The organism is Burkholderia sp. BCC1998 (assembly GCF_905339875.1).
GTDB lineage: Bacteria > Pseudomonadota > Gammaproteobacteria > Burkholderiales > Burkholderiaceae > Burkholderia.
On record NZ_CAJPHE010000015.1, the window covers coordinates 186,953 to 201,623 of the forward strand.

Annotated in this window: 15 protein-coding genes; 9 read left to right on the top strand and 6 right to left on the bottom strand. The window is 68.1% G+C overall.

Annotated elements, in window-relative coordinates; translation table 11 throughout:
• Nucleotides 1–46 precede the first annotated feature (46 nt).
• From U5A56_RS24570 to U5A56_RS24610, 9 genes are all read left to right on the top strand, one after another.
• Nucleotides 47–661, top strand: a complete 615-nt coding sequence (locus tag U5A56_RS24570; RefSeq protein WP_321924943.1) for a chromate transporter — start codon at nucleotides 47–49, stop codon at nucleotides 659–661.
• The gene (locus U5A56_RS24575; RefSeq protein WP_124666541.1) at nucleotides 658–1,185 is read left to right on the top strand and encodes a chromate transporter; all 528 of its coding nucleotides are present in this window, start codon (nucleotides 658–660) and stop codon (nucleotides 1,183–1,185) included. Before U5A56_RS24570 ends, U5A56_RS24575 begins: the two co-directional genes overlap by 4 nt.
• A gap of 58 nt (nucleotides 1,186–1,243) precedes the next feature.
• Entirely contained in the window at nucleotides 1,244–2,026 is a 783-nt protein-coding gene (locus U5A56_RS24580) for a YoaK family protein (protein WP_321924945.1), read from the top strand.
• 360 nt (nucleotides 2,027–2,386) lie between these two features.
• Complete coding sequence (locus U5A56_RS24585; RefSeq protein ID WP_044847888.1) at nucleotides 2,387–3,508, top strand: porin; 1,122 nt, start codon at nucleotides 2,387–2,389, stop codon at nucleotides 3,506–3,508.
• A 375-nt stretch (nucleotides 3,509–3,883) separates the two neighbouring features.
• A complete protein-coding gene (locus U5A56_RS24590; RefSeq protein ID WP_014895816.1) occupies nucleotides 3,884–4,108 on the top strand; it encodes a hypothetical protein in 225 nt (74 codons plus the stop codon).
• A 245-nt stretch (nucleotides 4,109–4,353) separates the two neighbouring features.
• The gene (gene gor, locus U5A56_RS24595) at nucleotides 4,354–5,709 is read left to right on the top strand and encodes a glutathione-disulfide reductase (protein WP_321924947.1); all 1,356 of its coding nucleotides are present in this window, start codon (nucleotides 4,354–4,356) and stop codon (nucleotides 5,707–5,709) included.
• Between the two features lie 445 nt (nucleotides 5,710–6,154).
• Nucleotides 6,155–6,832, top strand: coding sequence for a CsgG/HfaB family protein (locus U5A56_RS24600; RefSeq protein WP_321803269.1), 678 nt, complete (start codon nucleotides 6,155–6,157; stop codon nucleotides 6,830–6,832).
• A gap of 55 nt (nucleotides 6,833–6,887) precedes the next feature.
• Nucleotides 6,888–7,328 (top strand): DUF4810 domain-containing protein, encoded by a 441-nt coding sequence (locus tag U5A56_RS24605; protein WP_044847890.1) that lies wholly within the window; start codon nucleotides 6,888–6,890, stop codon nucleotides 7,326–7,328.
• A 10-nt stretch (nucleotides 7,329–7,338) separates the two neighbouring features.
• Complete coding sequence (locus U5A56_RS24610) at nucleotides 7,339–8,013, top strand: DUF799 domain-containing protein (RefSeq protein ID WP_044847891.1); 675 nt, start codon at nucleotides 7,339–7,341, stop codon at nucleotides 8,011–8,013.
• A gap of 148 nt (nucleotides 8,014–8,161) precedes the next feature.
• Here the strand turns inward: U5A56_RS24610 and U5A56_RS24615 are convergent, their stop codons facing one another.
• From U5A56_RS24615 to U5A56_RS24640, 6 genes are all read right to left on the bottom strand, one after another.
• The gene (locus tag U5A56_RS24615; protein WP_321924950.1) at nucleotides 8,162–9,463 is read right to left on the bottom strand and encodes an FAD-binding oxidoreductase; all 1,302 of its coding nucleotides are present in this window, start codon (nucleotides 9,461–9,463) and stop codon (nucleotides 8,162–8,164) included.
• A 25-nt stretch (nucleotides 9,464–9,488) separates the two neighbouring features.
• The gene (locus tag U5A56_RS24620) at nucleotides 9,489–10,793 is read right to left on the bottom strand and encodes an FAD-dependent oxidoreductase (protein WP_321924952.1); all 1,305 of its coding nucleotides are present in this window, start codon (nucleotides 10,791–10,793) and stop codon (nucleotides 9,489–9,491) included.
• A gap of 112 nt (nucleotides 10,794–10,905) precedes the next feature.
• A complete protein-coding gene (locus U5A56_RS24625; RefSeq protein WP_044847894.1) occupies nucleotides 10,906–12,480 on the bottom strand; it encodes a DUF3138 family protein in 1,575 nt (524 codons plus the stop codon).
• Nucleotides 12,481–12,582: 102 nt separating this feature from the next.
• Nucleotides 12,583–13,422, bottom strand: a complete 840-nt coding sequence (locus tag U5A56_RS24630) for an ABC transporter permease subunit (protein ID WP_044847895.1) — start codon at nucleotides 13,420–13,422, stop codon at nucleotides 12,583–12,585.
• The gene (locus tag U5A56_RS24635) at nucleotides 13,419–14,405 is read right to left on the bottom strand and encodes an ABC transporter permease subunit (RefSeq protein ID WP_321924959.1); all 987 of its coding nucleotides are present in this window, start codon (nucleotides 14,403–14,405) and stop codon (nucleotides 13,419–13,421) included. Before U5A56_RS24635 ends, U5A56_RS24630 begins: the two co-directional genes overlap by 4 nt.
• Before the next feature lie 10 nt (nucleotides 14,406–14,415).
• A partial coding sequence (locus U5A56_RS24640; RefSeq protein WP_321924955.1) for a TOBE domain-containing protein occupies nucleotides 14,416–14,671 on the bottom strand: 256 nt, incomplete at its 5' end.

A 14,671-nucleotide genomic window follows, 5' to 3' on the forward strand; every position in this document is an offset into this window, starting at 1 on the left:
GTGCCGCACGGCGGTAACCTCGGGGCATCGTTTGATGAGGAGCCCCATGCAATCCGTTTCTCCGCCGCCTGCCGCGCCTCCACGCCGGGTCGGCCTCGCCGAGCTGTTCACCGGCTTCCTGTCGCTCGGCCTGATGTCGTTCGGCGGCGCGCTGCCGTTCGCGCGGCGCACGATCGTCGACGACCGCAAATGGCTCACCGCCGACGAATTCACCGATCTGCTCGGGCTGTGCCAGTTCCTGCCGGGCGGCAACGTGATCAACCTGTCGGTCGCCGTCGGCATGCGCTTTCGCGGCGTCGCGGGCGCGTTCGCCGGCATTCTCGGGCTGATCGCGGGCCCGACGCTCGTGGTCGTCGGGCTCGGTGTGCTGTATGCGAAGACGCAGGGCGATCCGCGCGTGCAGCACCTGTTCGGCGGGCTCGCCGCCGCGGCAGCGGGCCTGCTCGTCGCGATGGCCGTGAAGGTCGCGAAGCCGCTGCTGCACGCGCCGCGCACCGCGGTCGGCATCGCGGCCCTCGCATTCGCCGCGATCGCGGTGCTGCGCATCCCGCTCCTGAGCGCGATGCTGGTGCTGACGCCCGTGAGCATCTGGCTCGCGTCGCGGCGCCGCGAGACGCCGGCACCGCAGCGCGCCGCCGTGCGCGATGGAGGCCGGTCATGAGCGACACGCTGATCGCGATCGCGACGATCTTCAGCCAGCTGTCGCTGCTCGCATTCGGCGGCGGCAACACGATCCTCCCGGAGATGCAGCGGCAGGTCGTCGACGTGCACCACTGGATGAGCGCGCACGCGTTCACCGCGCTGTTCGCGCTCGCGCAGGCCGCGCCGGGGCCGAACATGATGATCGTGCCGCTGGTCGGCTGGCATGTGGCCGGCTGGGCCGGGCTGCTGGTCGCATCGATCGCGAAGTTCGGGCCGTCGTCGATCGTCACGGTGCTCGCGCTGCACGCGTGGGAACGCTTTCGCGACCGGCCGTGGCGCCGCTACGTGCAACAGGGGCTGATGCCGGTCACGGCCGGGCTCGTCGCGGCCAGCGCGGTGCTGATCTCGGAAGCGTCGAACCGCACCGCGATCCAGTGGGGCATCACCGCCGCATGCGCGGTGCTCGCGTGGCGCACGCGCATCCATCCGCTGTGGCTGCTCGCGGCCGGCGCGCTGATCGGGCTCACCGGCATCGGCCAGTGAGCGGCGCACAACCGGCCTCCCGTGCGCGATACTGGCGCGACTCTTCACGGGAGGCCTGATGGATCTCGACGGCGCCAGCCGCAATCTCACCGTCGCCGCGCTGCTCACGCTGTCCGGCGGCTATCTCGACGCGTACACGTACGTCGGTCACGGCCACGTGTTCGCGAACACGATGACCGGCAACGTCGCGCTGCTCGGCATCAACGTGTCGGCCGGCGAATGGGCGGCCGCGCTGCATCACGTGCCGCCGCTCGGCGGTTTCGTGGTCGCGGTGTTCGTCGCGCACCTGCTCGGTCTCGCCGCGCAGCGCGGCTGGATGCGGCACACCGCGTTCGCGAGCCTGATCGTCGAGATCGCGTTTCTCGGCGTCGCCGCGAGCGGGCTCGTCGGCGCGTCGAGCGCGTGGCTGATTCCGGGGATCTCGTTCGTCGCGACACTGCAGACGCTGTCGTTTACTCATCTCGAGGAGCTGTCGTACACGTCGGTGATGACGACCGGCAACCTGCGGCGCGCCGCGCAGAAGCTGTTCGTCGGGCTGATTCCCCGCTACGACGCGGGCGCGCTGCACGATTCGGCGCTGCTCGCGACGATCAGCTTCTGCTTCCTGGCCGGCGCGGTGGTCGGCGGCCTCGTGACGCGGCTCATGCCGGACGTCGCGCTGTGGGGCGCCGTGTTGTTGCTCGCCGGTGCGTTCGCGGAGATCGTGCGGCGGGCGCGGCGGCGCGCGGGCGGTGGGCGCGACAGTGGCGATGGGGCGGCCGGCAACGGGGGCGCCGAAGTTCGCGGCAGCAACGGCAGCGACAGCAGCAACCCCGACGGCGGGACGCCGCGGCCGGCCTGACGCGCGCAGGGCCGCCGGCATGCGGCCCGCCGGTCCGCCGCGTGACCGAATCACCGGCTCATCGCGCCACCCTCCGCCACGCTGCCCCAGCGCAAACCGGTTGCTCCGGCCGCGCCTTACAGCGCCAGCCTTCGTCCCGCCATCGCCGCGACCCGCATCCGTCGCGCGACAGGCAAGCCCGGCGCGGGAAACGTTGTTCCAGGGCGACAATCGCGCGCGGCCGCGCGTTTCAATTTCTTTCAGCGTGCGCACTGGTCTTATGATTCAGCCCACATCGCGCGCGCCATGAGCGTCCGCGATCGCCACCCGGCTGCGCACGCGGCCGGCCATGAATGGAGACACCTACAAAAAGGAAAGCTCATGAAGCAGACCACCCGGCTCGCAGCCATCGCAGGGGGCGCAGTGCTGGCCTTCGCCAGCCAGTACGCAGCAGCACAAAGCTCGGTCACGCTGTGGGGCGTCGCCGACGTCAGCGTTCGCTACCTGACCAACGCGAACGCCAAGAACGACGGCCTGCTGTCGATGTCCAACGGCGCGATCACCAACAGCCGCTTCGGCATCTACGGCACGGAAGACCTCGGCAGCGGCCTGAAGGCCGTGTTCAAGCTCGAAAGCGGCGTGAACCTGCAGAACGGCGCATTCGCCGACAGCGGCCGCCTGTTCAACCGTGCGGCATACGTCGGCCTGGACAGCCCGTACGGCACGGTGACCCTCGGCCGCCAGAAGACGCCGCTGTTCGACCTGCTGTCGGACACCTACGATCCGCTGACGGTCGGCAACTACCTCGAAAATGCATGGCTGCCGGTCGCACTCGGCGGCGGCCTGTATGCGGACAACCAGATCAAGTACACGGGCACGTTCGCGGGCCTGACCGCGAAGGCGATGTACTCGACGGGCACCAACTACGAATCGACCGGCGCGGGCGGCTTCTCGGGCCAGATCCCGGGCTCGCTCGGCAAGGGCAATGCATGGGGCGTGTCGCTGTCGTACGTGACGGGCCCGCTCAGCATCGCGGCCGGCGCGCAGCAGAACAGCGACAACTCCGCACGCAAGCAGACGATCTACCACGCGAACGTCGTGTATGCGTTCAGCAAGGCGAAGATCTATGCGGGCTACCTGCGCTCGAAGGACGACACCGGTTTCGTCGACAGCCTGCTCGCGCAGCAGTCGATCCCGGTCGCGAAGGGCACGGGCCGGATCGACGACGGTCCGTTCGCGGGCGTGAGCTGGCAGGTCAGCACGCCGCTGACGCTGACGGGCGCGTTCTACTACGACCACATGCGCAACGCGATGACCGCGAACGGCACGCTCGCGAGCGGCAACCGCTACGCGATCGTCGGCATCGCCGAATACGCGCTCAGCAAGCGCACGGAAGTCTACGGCACGGTCGACTTCAACAAGACGAACGGCGCGGCGAACGTCGAGCTGCCGGGTCGCAGCAACCAGACCGGCATCGCGATCGGCCTGCGCAATATCTTCTGACGAAAATCGTCAACGCGTGCGCCGGCCCCGGTTCGGCGCGCATCGAAGAGGCTCCAGGAAGGAGCCTCTTTTTTTTCGCCACGCGCCTTCCTGCGCGCAGACGACCATTCAGCGATTGCTCCATCGGGAACACGCCGCCCGTAAGGGTTCCGTCGGCATTCCAGAACATACTTTGACAGTGCGCGCGAAGCGATTCCGCTACGCTGCGTGCAGGGTCCGCCGCGTGCCGAAACGCACGCGCGGGCGTCGTTCCGGCGCGCGTTTCGCGTGCGGCCGGCCTGGTGCGTAACTTGTGTATCCGGTGATGACAAACACGGTCCGCCGGTTTTTTTTCGTGGGACGATGCGCTCACGATTTTCTTGAAAGGGGATGACGATGGGTATCCTGAACACCGTGGGTGAAATCGCTGGCGCAGTGGCAGCCGTCGAGGCAGCCGAGAAGGTCGATCCGGATGCGGGCCTGCTGACCAAGGCGGCGGCGGCCGTCGCCGGCTTCAAGGGCGCCGAGGCGATCGAAGGCATGCTCGAGAAGAAGGAAGAGCAGCCGCAGCAGGCAGACGATACGCAGGCGACGGACGGCAGCGACACGTCGCAGGCCTGAGCAAGGCGGCTGGTCCCGCCGCGGGTGCGCCGTTCGCGCATCCGGGCGGACCGGTGCCGCGCGGCCGGCAGGCCGGGCATGTGGTCGATCGGTGACGCATGGCACACCCGGCAGCCGGTTTGACCGGCGAGAGGCGACGTCTCTCGCCGTTTTTTTGTGGCGCGCGCGTCCTGCGGCGCCACGTTCCGCACGAATTCCCGAATCTTGCTATCGTGCCGTCATCCGAACTGCGATGAGGGCTTGCGATGGATTTCGACTACGACCTGTTCGTCATCGGGGCCGGCTCCGGCGGCGTGAGGCTCGCCCGGATGGCGGCGTCATACGGCGCGCGCGTCGGCATAGCGGAACAGGAGCAGATCGGCGGCACCTGCGTGCTGCGCGGCTGCATTCCGAAGAAGCTGCTCGTCTACGCATCGCACTATCCGCACGAACTCGAGGATGCGAAGGGCTTCGGCTGGACCTTCGGCGCCGGCACGCTCGACTGGTCCGCGCTGATCGCCGCGAAGGATCGCGAGATCAACCGGCTCAGCGACATCTACATCGACCTGCTGCGGCAATCCGGCGTCGCGATGCACGCAGGACGCGCGACCCTCGTCGACGCGCATACGGTCGCGATCGGCGAGCGCACGATCCGCGCGCGCCACATCGCGATCGCGACCGGCTCGCGGCCGGCGCTGCCGCACCGTCCCGGCATCGAGCATGCGATTACGTCGCGCGAGGCCCTGTCGCTCCCGGCGTGCCCCAAGCGCATCGCGGTGGTCGGCGGCGGCTATATCGCGGTCGAGTTCGCCGGCATCTTCAACGGCTTCGGCAGCCAGGTCGATCTGTTCTATCGCGGCGAGAAGATCCTGCGCGGCTTCGACGACGACGTGCGACAGTTCCTCACCGACGAAATGACGAAGCAGGGCGTCGCGATCCACGCGCGCGCGGTGGTCGAATCGATCGCGCGCGCGGACGACGGCACGCTCTCCGTGCACGTCGGCGACGCGCAGCACGGGCCGTACGACGCGGTGCTCTATGCGACCGGCCGCGTGCCGAACGTCGAAGGGCTCGGCCTCGAGCGCGCGGGCGTCATGCTCGACGCGCGCGGCGCGATCGCGGTCGATGCGTATTCGGCGACGTCGGTGCCTTCGATCCATGCGCTCGGCGACGTCACGTCGCGGCCGCAGCTCACGCCGGTGGCGACGCGCGACGGCGCGCTGCTCGCGCGCACGCTGTTCGGCGGCGCGCGCGTCGCGGCCGATCACGATTACGTCCCGTCGGCCGTGTTCAGCCAGCCGGAGGTCGCGACGGTCGGCCTTACCGAGGCCGATGCGCGTCGCGTGCACGGTGAAGTCGACATCTACCGCACGTCCTTCAAGGCGCTGCGCCACACGCTGTCGGGCCGCGACGAGCGCACGCTGATGAAGCTGGTGGTCGCGCGGGACAGCCAGCGCGTGATCGGCGCGCACATGGTCGGCCGCGACGCGGGCGAGATCATCCAGGGCATCGCGATCGCGATTCGCGCGGGCGCGACGAAGGCGCAATTCGACGACACGATCGGCATTCACCCGACCGCGGCCGAGGAGTTCGTGACGATGCGGCAGACGGCGGCCGACTGACCGCCAGCGGCGCGCCGGCTCGCGGGCCGGCGCGGGCGTCCCGCGCACGCTCCGCTGGCGTGTGACGCACCATGGATCCGCGGCGATTTGTAAAGATCGTCAATTCTTCTAAAGAAATCCCGTCTCGATAATCAGACTTGGTATGATCGGCCAAAATCATATACGGGGCCGATCATGCGCGATCAACAGCGCAGTAACCAGAATCACGCGGTAGCCGGCGCAAGCGGGGTCGTCGATCCATGCGCCGCGCGTTCGCGTCTCGCCGCAACACGTCCGTTGCGCGCACTTTCCCTTCGCATGCCGCCATCTCCATCGCCGTCCGGACGATGAAGTCGCGCGCGCGCCGATGCGCGCCCCGGCCGCTTCGATCATCGCATCGACCGCCGGTTTGTCGGCAAGCCGGCGAGCCCGTTCCGGGCAATCTTTTCACGTAAGGAGACCCGCAGTGAACAATCAGACACGACGCACCGTTCTCGTGGCGGCGGCGCTCGTCGCGGCGCTGTCCGGCTGCGCGACCGAATCGTCGCGCACGCTCGACGTGCCGGCCGTGAGCAGCGCGCAGAAGCCGTACGCGGGCAAGCCCGTCGCGATCGCGGTCGGCAAGTTCGACAACCGCTCGAGCTACATGCGCGGCATCTTCTCGGACGGCATCGACCGCCTCGGCGGACAGGCGAAGACGATCCTCGTTACGCGCCTGCAGCAGAGCCGCCGCTTCAACGTGCTCGACCGCGAGAACCTCGACGAGATCAAGCAGGAAGCCGGCTTCATGAAGAAGGCGCAGGCGGTGAAGGGCGCGAACTACGTCGTGACCGGCGACGTGACCGAGTTCGGCCGCAAGGACGTCGGCGATCACCAGCTGTTCGGCATTCTCGGCCGCGGCAAGACGCAAGTCGCGTACGCGAAGGTCAACCTGAACATCGTCGACACGACGACGTCGGAAGTCGTCGCGTCCAGCCAGGGCGCGGGCGAGTTCAGCCTGTCGAACCGCGAAGTGATCGGCTTCGGCGGCACGGCCGGTTACGACTCGACGCTCAACGGCAAGGTGCTGGACCTCGCGATCCAGGAGGCCGTGAACCACCTCGTCGACCAGGTCGACGCCGGCACGCTGAAGGCACCGCAATAGGCGCCGTGCGCAGTTCGGCGCGACGAATCATTCATCAACCAGAAGAGACAAGACCATGAAACGGGGAATCTGGCTGCCGGCGACGGCGGCCGTCATGCTGCTCGCGGGCTGCGCGGCGCCGACCACGCCGCCGCTCTATCAATGGAACGGCTATCAGCCGCAGGTGTACGAATACTTCAAGGGGCAGAAGTCCCCGCAGGAGCAGATCGACGCGCTCGAAAAGGCGCTGCAGGAGATCCGCGCGAAGGGCAAGACGCCGCCGCCGGGCTTCCATGCGCATCTCGGGATGCTCTACGCGAGCGTCGGCAGCGAACAGCAGGCGGGGCAGGAATTCCAGGCCGAGAAGGCGCTCTTTCCGGAATCCGCGTCGTTCATGGATTTCCTGATGAAGAAGAAAGCCGGCGACGCGAAGGCCGCGAAGGCCGCGAATCCGTCGGCTGCCGGCCAGACGATCGCCGGCCAGAAGAATGCCGATCCGACTCCCGCCAAACAGTGACGTGCCTGCCATGATCAAGACACTTTCATTCAAGCTGCTGTCCGTGCTGTCGATCGTCGCGCTGTTGAGCGCGTGCGCGCAGCCCGTCAAACGCCCCGACTACACGGCCTTCAAGAAGAGCCAGCCGCGCTCGATCCTCGTGCTGCCGCCGCTCAACGAGACGACCGATGTCGGCGCGACCTACGGCGTGCTGTCGCAGATGACGCAGCCGCTGGCCGAGTCGGGCTACTACGTGGTGCCGGTCGCGGTGATGGACGAGACGTTCAAGCAGAACGGCCTCACGAACGCCGCGGAAATCCAGGGCACGTCGCCGGCGAAGCTGCGCGAAATCTTCGGCGCGGACGCCGCGCTGTACGCGAAGATCACGCAATACGGCTCCGTCTACCAGGTGGTGGACAGCACGACGGTGGTCGCGGCGTCGGCGAAGCTCGTCGACCTGAAGACCGGCGACGTGCTGTGGCAGGGCGAGGGCCGTGCGACCGGCAAGGAAGTCGGCAACAACATGAGCGTCAACGCGTTCGGGGTCGTCGGGATGCTGGTGCAGGCGGCCGTCAAGCAGGTCGCGCATTCGCTGACCGACGAAGCGCACGATGTGGCCGGTTTGACGAGCAGCAGGCTGCTGTCCGCGGGGCCGCCGAACGGGCTGCTGTACGGGCCGCGTTCGCCGAAGTACGGGACCGACTGACCGGCGCGCGGACCACGGCTTCGGCGCGTCGGGCAGGCAAGGTCGCCTGCATGCCGTGCCGAAGCCGCGGGATTCGATGAAACGGCCGCGCTTGCGCGGCCGTTTTGCGTGGCCGGTACGTCGCGTGCGTCGTGCCGTGCGCCGCCGCTCAATGCATGCCGAACGCGTCGAGCAGCCGGTACCAGCTCATCGCGAGCACCAGCGCCGGCGTGCGCAGCGTCGCGCCGCCGGGGAAGTCGCGATGCCGGATCTTGCCGAACAGGTCGAAGCGGCTCGCCTGGCCGTCGATCGCCTCGGCGATCAGCTTGCCCGCGAGCGCGGTCGTGTTCACGCCGTGCCCCGAGAAACCCTGCGCGAAATACAGCGTCGGCGCGACGCGCCCGAAGTGCGGCGCGCGGTTCATCGTGATGTCGACGAAGCCGCCCCATGCGTAGTCGACCTTCACGTCCGCGAGCTGCGGGAACGTCTTCAGCATGTCCGCGCGCATCGCGTCGGCGAGATTGCGCGGCGGCCGCGTCGAATAGCTGACCTTGCCGCCCCACACGAGCCGCGTGTCGGGCGCCGGCCGGAAATAGTCGAGCACGAAGCGGCTGTCGCAGATCGCCGCGCGCGCGGGCATCAGCGCGGCGGCGCGCGCCGCACCGAGCGGCTCGGTCGCGATCACGTAGGTGCCGACCGGCATGATCTTCTTCGACAGCGCGGGCGCGAGCGTGCCGACGTACGTGTTGCACGCGAGCACCACGAAGCGCGCGCGCACCTGCCCCTGGCCGGTCTCGACGACGTGGCCGCCCGACACGTCGCGCACGCGCGTCACGCAGCTGGCCTCGTGGATCCGCACGCCCGCGTCGGCGGCCGCGCGCGCGAGCCCGAGCGTGTAGTTCAGCGGATGCAGGTGGCCGCTGTCGGGGTCGTACAGGCCGCCGCGATAGCGCGCCGATTGCACGTAGTCGCCGAGTTCGTCCGCTTCGACGAAATGAAAGCGGTCGTAGCCGAAGCGCTTCGCGGCCTCGTCGCGCCAGCGTTTCAGCGCATCCGCGTCGCGCTCGCTGTTCGCGGCGGTCAGGTAGCCGGGCACGAGCGCGCAGTCGATGTCGTGCTTCGCGATGCGCGACTTCACGAGCGACAGCGTTTCGAGCCCCATGTCCCAGATCCGCTTCACGTCGCCTTCCGGCATGAAGTTGCCGAACGTGTCGATGTCGCATGCAAAGCCGCCGATCAGCTGGCCGCCGTTGCGCCCGCTCGCCGCCCATCCGACCCGCGACGCCTCGAGTACCGTCACCGAATGGCCGCGCTCGGCGAGGTTGAGCGCGGCGGACAAGCCGGTGAGGCCCGCGCCGATCACGCACACGTCGGCGTCGGTCGCGCCGGCGAGCGGCGCATGGCGGGTCGTATCGTTGGCGGTCGCCGCGTAGTACGACGCGACGTGCGGCTGGTTGGCGAATGTCTGCATGATCAGGAAAACGAATGAAAGGGGCTCAGAACAGCTCGCGCACGCGGTGATACAGTATCCCGAGTTCGAGCGCGGGCTGCCGCCATGCGTCGCCGCCGGGAAAGCGCCGGTGGCGCAGCTGTGCGAACAGGTCGAACGCGCGCGTGTCGCCCGCGATCGCGCCGGCGATCGCGCGTCCGGCGATGCCGGTCAGCGCGACGCCGTGCCCGCTGAAGCCCTGGACATAGAAGAAGTTCGGGTCGAGCGCGCCGAAATCCGGCGCGCGGTTGCGCGTGACGTCGACGAAGCCGCCCCACGCGTGGTCGACGCGCACGTCGGCGAGCTGCGGGAACACGCCGACCATGCGCTGCCGGATCGTGTCGGCGAGCGTGTCGGGCGACGCGCCCGCGGAGTTCGCACGGCCGCCGAACAGCATCCGGTGGTCGGCCGACAGACGGAAGTAGTCGAGGAAGAAGTTGTTGTCGCACACGGCTTCGCGCTGCGCGATCAGCGCGTCGGCGCGCGCGCGGCCGAGCGGTTCGGTCGCGATGATGTACGACGCGATCGGCGCGATGCGCGCGGCGGTCGCGGCCGGCAGGATGCCGCCGGGGCCCGCGTTGCAGCACGACACGACGAAGCGGCAGCGCACCTCGCCCGACGGCGTGCGCACGACCGGCCGGGCGCCGCGCACGACGTCGAGCGCGGGCGTGTGCGCGTGGAGCGCGACACCTTCGCGGCGCGCGGCCTCGGCGAGGCCGAGGCAATACTTGAGCGGATGCAGGTGGCCCGACAGCGGATCGTAGACGCCCGCCAGATAGCGCGGCGACGCGATGCGCGCGCGGATTTCGCCGGTGTCGAGCCACGACAGCGACGGATGGCCCCAGCGCGAGCGCGCGGCATCCATCCAGGCGCGCAGGTCGTCGATGCGGCGCGGCTTGGTCGCGACCGTCAGGTAGCCGCGCGTGAAGTCGCAGTCGATGCCGTGGCGCGCGATCCGCTCGGCGATCAGCGCGAGCCCGTCGAGCGACAGCGACCACGCGGCGCGTGCGCCGGCGGCGCCGAGCTGCTGCTCGATCACCTCGTCTTTCGCGAAACCCGTGATCGCCTGCCCGCCGTTGCGGCCCGATGCGCCCCAGCCGGGCCGATGCGCATCGATCACGGCGACCGACAGCCCGCGCGCACGGCAATCGAGCGCCGTCGACAGGCCCGCGAAGCCCGCGCCGATCACGCACACGTCGACGTCGATCGCATCCTCGAGCACGGGGTCGTCGGCCACGGGGCGCGTGGCGGTTGCTTCGTAGTACGAGTCGCGCGCGAGCGCGTCGGCGCGGCGGGTGAAAGACTGCGTCATCAAACCGACTCCGTCGAAGACGGCCGGCGCCGGTGCGCGACGCACCGCGATCCGGCCGGGTGAAACGATGCGGGACGCCATGCGCGCGGCACGGCGTCCCGCGCGGCCCGCATCAGAACGAATAGATGAACTGCGTCGCGAGCAGGTCGTTGGACTTGCCGTACGAACCGTCGTTGCGCAGGAACACCTTGTTGTTCGCCCAGTCGTGCCGGTATTCGACCTTCACGGTGATCTGCTGGGTCGGATAGAACAGCAGGTCGAGCGCGACGTCCTGGCGCACCGCGCCCTTGCACTCGAAGCCCAGGCCGCCGCCGGCCTTCGACTGCGCGAGGCAGTCCGCGTCGACGCCGAAGCCGTTGCTCGGATCCATCCCGTTGCCGTTCAGCGCGATGCCGCCGCCGCCGCCGCCGTTCTTCGAGTTGGCGAGCAGGTCGTAGCGCAGCGTCACGCCCATGCGGCCGACCACCGGCGCGTTGAACTTGCGGTGCGCGAGCAGCGACAGGCCGTACCACTGCGCGAGCCCGCCGTTGAACGCCGCATGCTGCTGCCGGCCGTAGTCGACTTCGGCGTTGTACTGAATGTCGGCGAGCGTGTAGGTCGCGTCGAGTTCGCCGAAGAAGAACGAACCGTACGCGCTCGGTGCCGCGCCGCCCGGGCCGTAGTGGACGTTGCCCTGGTCGTCGATCGCGCTCGCCAGCGTCTGCCGCCCGATGTTGAACGAACCGCCGATGTCGAGCGCGCTCGACCACGTGTAGTCCGCGCGCGCGGTGAAGGTCGGCACCTTGTTGCTGGTGGAGATCGGATCGCCGAGCGCGTTGGTGCCCGTCTGCGTGACCGAACCGTACGTGCGGTACTGCTCGTTGCCGAGGAAGAACTTCCACGCCCAGGCGCCCTTCGTGTAGTTCGCGCCGATACCGACGTAGCTGCCCGGATCCGAGAAATCGTACAGCAGGTTGTGCGTGAGCGTGAGCATCTGGTTCGACTGCTGCACCTCGTAGCCGCCGAAGCTCGGGATCAGGCCGGCGACGAGTGTCGTCTCGGCGGTGATCGGTACGTTGACGACCGCGGTGTTCAGCAGGTTGTCGGTGATCGAGCCGCGCGAGTTCTGCAGCAGCGTGATGCCGTTGCCGCGGTTCGGCATCAGCGTGATCTCCGCCGACGGCGCCATCGGGCCGACGCCGAAGGTCTTCTTGATGTCGAGGTAGAGATCGCCGAACGTGCTGTTGAAGTAGTTGTACGCGTTCTCGTGGTTCGCGAACAGGAACGACGACGTGCCGGCCGCGCGGTTGTAGATGTAGGTCGGGTCGATGTAGCCGGTGACCGACAGGCCCGCGAGCGGCCCGGTGTTGGCCGCGTCCGTCAGCGAGTCGACCTTCAGCTGCTGGTTCGCGATCTGCTGCTTCATTTCACTGACTTCGTCGTTGGTCAGCGTGGCTTGAGCCTTGCCGTAGTCCGGCGACGACGGGTCGGCGGCCACGATCACCGGCTTAGCCGCGGTCGTCGCGCCGGCCTGCGCGACCGGGGTGCCGCCCGGCTTCGCGGCGAGTTGCGCCTGCATGGCCTTCATCTGCTTCTGCAGCGCGGCGACCTGCGCCTGCAGTGCCTTGATTTCGGCGGAGGTCGAGTCGGCCAGCGCGATGCCGGGCAACGCGCCGGCCACCAGCAGGCAGATCAGTTTCTTCTTCATTGCGGATTCTCCTTGTCGTGCGCTTGGTCAATCTGTGATCGGCCCGCGCGCCGCATCTCGCGGCGCGCGGGTCTTGTTATCGATGAAAAGGGAAGCGGGGCGTCAGGCCGCCGCGAACGCCGCCTTCATGTCGGCCACCCGGCGCCGCTCGCGCGCGATCATCATCTGGTTCACGACGATCACGCCGATCGTCACCGCGGTGATGAACAGCGTCGCCAGTGCGTTCATTTCCGGGTTCAGCCCGAGCCGCACGCGCGAGAACACCACCAGCGGCAGTGTGGTCGAGCCCGGCCCCGACAGGAACGCCGACAGCACCAGGTCGTCGATCGACAGCGTGAACGACAGCAGCCAGCCCGACAGCAGCGCCTGCGAGATCAGCGGCAGCGTCACCACGAAGAACACCTTCAGCGGCGTCGCACCCAGGTCGAGCGCGGCTTCCTCCAGCGACTTGTTCATCTCCTTCACGCGCGACTGCACGATGATCGCCACGTACGACACGCACAGCATCACGTGACCGATCCAGATCGTCACCATTCCGCGGCCCTTCGGCCAGCCGAACATCTGCTCCAGCGCCACGAACAGCAGCAACAGCGAGATGCCCTGGATCACTTCCGGAATCACCAGCGGCGCGTTGATCATCCCCGTGTACAGCGTGAAGCCCTTGAAGCGGCCGAAGCGCGCGAGCACGAAACCCGCCCACGTGCCGATCACGACCGACGCGGTGGCCGTCAGGAGGCCGATCTTCAGCGACAGCCACGCGGCGGTGAGCAGTTCGTCGTCCTGCCACAGCGCCGCGTACCACTTGAGCGAGAAGCCCGACCACACCGTCACCAGCTTCGACTCGTTGAACGAGTACACGACCAGGCTGATGATCGGGATGTACAGGAACAGGAAGCCGAAGGCGAGGACGCCCGTCGACAGCGGTTTGCTCGGCTTGATCATTTCGCTTCCTCCAGTTCCTTGACCTGGTAGTACTGGAACAGCGCCATCGGCACCAGCAACAGCAGCACCATCGCGACCGTCACCGCGGACGCCATCGGCCAGTCCATGTTGTTGAAGAATTCATCCCACATCACGCGGCCGATCATCAGCGTGTCGGCGCCGCCGAGCAGTTCCGGAATCACGTACTCGCCGACTGCCGGGATGAACACCAGCAGGCTGCCGGCGATGATCCCGTTCTTCGACAGCGGCAGCGTGATGCGCGTGAACGCGACCCACGGCTTCGCGCCGAGGTCGTACGCTGCCTCGAGCAGCGTGAGGTCCATCTTCACGAGGTGCGCGTAGAGCGGCATCACCATGAACGGCAGGTACGAATAGACCATCCCGATGTAGACGCCCGCGTCGCTGTGATAGAGGCGCAGCGGCGTGTGGATGATGCCGAGCGCGATCAGCGTGTGGTTCAGCAGGCCATCATCCTTCAGGATGCCGATCCATGCGTACACGCGGATCAGGAACGACGTCCAGAACGGCAGCATCACGGCCATCATCAGCACGTTGCGCCGGCCCGGCTCCGAGCGTGCGATGTAGTACGCCATCGGGAATCCGATCAGCAGGCACAGCAGCGTCGACACGGCGGCCATCTTCAGCGAGCTGAGGTAGGTCGCGATGTACAGGTCGTCCTGCAGCAGGAACGCGTAGTGCGACAGCTGCAGCGCGAAGTGCACGACGCCGTCCTTGATCTCGACGAGCGACGTGTACGGGGGGATCCCCATCACCTGGTCGGCGAAGCTGATCTTGAACACCAGCACGAACGGCAGCGCGAAGAAGATCACGAGCCACAGGAACGGCACGCCGATCGCGACGCCGCGGCCCGACGGCAGGAAGCGCGACAGCGCGGCGAAGCGACTGCGGCGCTTTGAAGCCTGTGTAGTTGCGGTGGCGCCGTTCGAAACCGGCGCGGACGGAGTGGAGGCGGAAGTTCTCATCATGTCGTCCTCACTGCGTCAGCACGACGCCGCTGGCCGGCGACCACGACACGAACACGTCGTCGTTCCACGCCGGCGCGCTGTCGTGCATCAGGTGCGAACTCGACAGGTTCGACACGACCGTCTTGCCGCTCGGCAAACGCACGTGATACAGCGAGTAGGCACCCATGTACGCGATGTCGGTCACCACGCCGCGCGCCCAGTTGTGATGCGAGCCCGGCTTGTCGCGCGATACGTGCACGCGCTCCGGCCGTACGGAAATACCG

Bases quoted from the DNA above. Each gene is read 5' to 3' on its own strand.
- U5A56_RS24620 (WP_321924952.1), bottom strand. From the start codon at position 10,793: ATGACGCAGTCTTTCACCCGCCGCGCCGACGCGCTCGCGCGCGACTCG.
- U5A56_RS24580 (WP_321924945.1), top strand. From the start codon at position 1,244: ATGGATCTCGACGGCGCCAGCCGCAATCTCACCGTCGCCGCGCTGCTC.
- U5A56_RS24570 (WP_321924943.1), top strand. From the start codon at position 47: ATGCAATCCGTTTCTCCGCCGCCTGCCGCGCCTCCACGCCGGGTCGGC.
- U5A56_RS24610 (WP_044847891.1), top strand. From the start codon at position 7,339: ATGATCAAGACACTTTCATTCAAGCTGCTGTCCGTGCTGTCGATCGTC.
- U5A56_RS24615 (WP_321924950.1), bottom strand. From the start codon at position 9,463: ATGCAGACATTCGCCAACCAGCCGCACGTCGCGTCGTACTACGCGGCG.
- U5A56_RS24575 (WP_124666541.1), top strand. From the start codon at position 658: ATGAGCGACACGCTGATCGCGATCGCGACGATCTTCAGCCAGCTGTCG.
- U5A56_RS24590 (WP_014895816.1), top strand. From the start codon at position 3,884: ATGGGTATCCTGAACACCGTGGGTGAAATCGCTGGCGCAGTGGCAGCC.
- U5A56_RS24635 (WP_321924959.1), bottom strand. From the start codon at position 14,405: ATGAGAACTTCCGCCTCCACTCCGTCCGCGCCGGTTTCGAACGGCGCC.
- U5A56_RS24630 (WP_044847895.1), bottom strand. From the start codon at position 13,422: ATGATCAAGCCGAGCAAACCGCTGTCGACGGGCGTCCTCGCCTTCGGC.
- gor (WP_321924947.1), top strand. From the start codon at position 4,354: ATGGATTTCGACTACGACCTGTTCGTCATCGGGGCCGGCTCCGGCGGC.
- U5A56_RS24605 (WP_044847890.1), top strand. From the start codon at position 6,888: ATGAAACGGGGAATCTGGCTGCCGGCGACGGCGGCCGTCATGCTGCTC.
- U5A56_RS24625 (WP_044847894.1), bottom strand. From the start codon at position 12,480: ATGAAGAAGAAACTGATCTGCCTGCTGGTGGCCGGCGCGTTGCCCGGC.
- U5A56_RS24585 (WP_044847888.1), top strand. From the start codon at position 2,387: ATGAAGCAGACCACCCGGCTCGCAGCCATCGCAGGGGGCGCAGTGCTG.